Origin of the sequence: Bifidobacterium sp. UTBIF-68, assembly GCF_006408855.1 — a bacterium.
In the GTDB taxonomy this organism is placed as follows: Bacteria; Actinomycetota; Actinomycetes; order Actinomycetales; family Bifidobacteriaceae; genus Bifidobacterium; species Bifidobacterium reuteri.
The window spans coordinates 1-3,477 of sequence record NZ_JFAN01000057.1 but is presented as its reverse complement, the minus strand read 5'-3'; the positions used below and the strand labels follow the sequence as shown (position 1 = coordinate 3,477).

Sequence of the window (3,477 nt, the reverse complement as noted above, 5' to 3'; positions counted from 1 at the left end):
CGTCCGTTTCGCCCCTTGGGCCGGGATGCTCCCGGCCGTGCGGGGGTTGCTGGTGTGGAAGAGATCGGATTCGGCTCGCCTGTGTGCCTGTCGTGGGCGTGTGGGGGTGGTATGGGCGCGTTCTTGGGTTCCCGGGCCGCCACGCCGGGTGTTCTGCCTGGTGCGGGTGCCCTGCCCCGCTCGGGCTTGCGTGCGTGATCGGTTTCGCGTGTGCGGGCTTGTGTGGGTGCGGTGGTGGTTTGAGAACTGGAGAGTGGACGCGAGCGAGCATCCGGGTGTGTCCCGGGTGTCTCGTTGTTGATTTCGTTCGGACTCCAAACTTGTTTTGGTGTTCGTTTGCGATCGTTTTGTGATCTGATGTTGTCGATGATTTGTCGTCTGGCATTGTGTCGTTGCTTGCGGGCCGTGTGGCTTGCAAGGGCGTGTGGTGGATGCCTTGGCAGACAGGACCGATGAAGGACGTGTGGGGCCGCGATAGGCCTCGGGGAGCCGCCGACAGGGCTTTGATCCGAGGATCTCCGAATGGGGGAACCCGCCAGCCGTCATGGGCTGGCACCGGCTTGGCCGGGGGGTACGCAGGGAAGTGAAACATCTCAGTACCTGCAGGAGAGGACACTCCGTGAGTAGTGGCGAGCGAAAGCGGATCAGGCTAAACCGTGCGCGTGTGATACCCGTCGGGGGTTGCGTGTGCGGTGTTGTGGGAGCGTGTGCGCCGGTCCCGACGGGCCGGCCGGCGGTGAGAAATCCATGTGCTAGGGGAACCGGGTTGGATACCGGGCCGTAGAGGGTGATGGCCCCGTACCCGAATGCGCGTGGACCGTCGATCGTGTTTTCCCGAGTAGCGCGGGTCCCGTGGAACCCCGTGTGAATCCGCCCCGACCGTGGGGCAAGCCTAAGTATTCCTGTCTGACCGATAGCGTACTAGTACCGTGAGGGAAAGGTGAAAAGCACCCCGGGAGGGGAGTGAAAGAGTTCCTGAAACCGTGCGCCTACGATCCGTCGGAGCCCTCGTTGTGGGGTGACGGCGTGCCTATCGAAAAATGAGTCTGCGAGTCAGTGGCGGGTGGCGAGCGTAAGCCGTGTGGTGTACGCGTAGCGAAGGCGAGTCTCAAAAGGCGTTGAGTCGCCCGTCCTGGACCCGAAGCGGGATGATCTAGCCCTGGGCAGGTTGAAGCGCGGGTAAGACCGTGTGGAGGACCGGACCCACCTGGGTTGAAAACCGGGGGGATGACCTGGGGCTAGGGGTGAAAGGCCAATCAAATTCCGTGATAGCTGGTTCTCTCCGAAATGCATTTGGGTGCAGCGTCGGGTGAGTGCTTGCGGGGGGTAGAGCTACTGGATGCTTGAGGGCCCGTACTGGGTACCGACAGCAACCAAACTCCGAATACCCGTCAAGTGTATCCCGGCGGTGAGTCGGCGGGGGATAAGCTCCGTCGTCGAGAGGGAGACAGCCCAGACCGTCGTCTAAGGTCCCCAAGCGCGTGCTAAGTGGGAAAGGATGTGGAGTCGCATAGACAGCCAGGAGGTTGGCTCAGAAGCAGCCATCCTTGAAAGAGTGCGTAACAGCTCACTGGTCTAGTGGTTCCGCGCCGACAATGTAGCGGGGCTCAAGCACGCCACCGAAGACGCGGCAATGGTGGTTTTGCCATTGGGTAGGAGAGCGTCCCCCGAGGGGCGAAGCGGCGGCGTGAGCCTGCCGTGGACTTCGGGGGAGTGAGAATGCAGACATGAGTAGCGAGAGGCGGGTGAAGATCCCGTCCGCCGGATGACCAAGGGTTCCAGGGCCACGTTCATCGTCCCTGGGTGAGTCGGGTCCTAAGGCGAGGCCGACAGGCGTAGTCGAATGGATGAACGGGTTGATATTCCCGTACCGGCTTGCGACCGAAATGACCGAAAGGGCGAGTACTAACCCTCCCCGCCGCGTGATCCGTCCTTCGGGATGGTGGTCGTGGCGGTGTGGGGACCGTAGCCCCGGTAGGTGAGCGCAGGAGTGACACGGAAGGGCAGCCGGCCCGGGAGGTGGTTTTCCCGGGCCAAGCATTCGGCCCGTCCCCCAGGCAAATCCGGGGGGCGTATGGGTGAGGTGCGATGGGACGCGCGTTGAGCGTGGATCCGGTGGTCCCGGCCGTCGAGAAAAGCTTCGGCGTGAGGGCGCATGCCGCCCGTACCCCAAACCGACACTGGTGGTCAGGTAGAGAATACCAAGGCGATCGAGCGAATCCTGGTCAAGGAACTCGGCAAATCACTCCCGTTCCTTCGGTTCAAGGGAGGCCCCCGATGGTGAAAGGACTTGCTCCTGGAGCTGTTGGGGGTGGCACAGACCAGGGGGTAGCGACTGTTTACCAAAAACACAGGTGCATGCGAAGGCGCAAGCCGCTGTATATGCACTGACGCCTGCCCGGTGCCGGAAGGTTAAGAGGATCCGTCATCCCTTCGGGGGGCAGCGGTGAATTCAAGCCCCGGTAAACGGCGGTGGTAACTATAACCATCCTAAGGTAGCGAAATTCCTTGTCGGGTAAGTTCCGACCTGCACGAATGGCGTAACGACTTCCCCACTGTCTCGACCAGGAGCTCGGCGAAATTGCAGTACGAGTAAAGATGCTCGTTAAGCGCAGAAGGACGAAAAGACCCCGGGACCTTTACTATACCTTGGTATTGGCATTCGGTGTGGATTGTGTAGCATAGGCGGGAGACCGTGAGGCGTGGTCGCCAGACCACGCGGAGTCGCAAGGTGAAATACCGCTCTGTTCGCATTGGATGTCTCACCACGACACGTGATCCGTGTCTGGGACAGTGCCTGGCGGGTAGTTTAACTGGGGCGGTTGCCTCCCAAAGAGTAACGGAGGCGCCCAAAGGTCACCTCAGCCCGGTTGGCAATCGGGTGGCGAGTGCAAGTGCACAAGGTGGCTTGACTGCGAGACTGACGGGTCGAGCAGGGACGAAAGTCGGGACTAGTGATCCGGTGCCGGTGTACGGACGCGGCATCGCTCAACGGATAAAAGGTACCCCGGGGATAACAGGCTGATCATTCCCAAGAGTCCATATCGACGGGATGGTTTGGCACCTCGATGTCGGCTCGTCGCATCCTGGGGCTGGAGCAGGTCCCAAGGGTTCGGCTGTTCGCCGATTAAAGCGGCACGCGAGCTGGGTTCAGAACGTCGTGAGACAGTTTGGTCTCTATCCTCTGCGCTCGTTGGAATGTTGAGGAGGCCTGCCCATAGTACGAGAGGACCTGGGTGGACGAACCTCTGGTATGCCGGTTGTCGCGCCAGCGGCACGGCCGGTTGGCCACGTTCGGAAGGGATAACCGCTGAAAGCATCTAAGCGGGAAGCCTGCTCCAAGATAAGCATTCCTACAGCCCCATCGTGGGCTGGTGACCCCCCATGCAGAACACGTGGTCGATAGGCCGGACGTGGAAGCCCCGCGAGGGGTGGAGCCGACCGGTACTAACGGGGGAACGCCACACAACACACCAA

At 61.4% G+C, this 3,477-nt stretch carries 1 rRNA gene; it reads left to right on the top strand.

Features of this window, described 5'->3' with window-relative positions:
* Positions 1–404 precede the first annotated feature (404 nt).
* A 23S ribosomal RNA gene (locus tag BW14_RS11695) occupies positions 405–3,470 on the top strand.
* Positions 3,471–3,477: the final 7 nt, after the last annotated feature.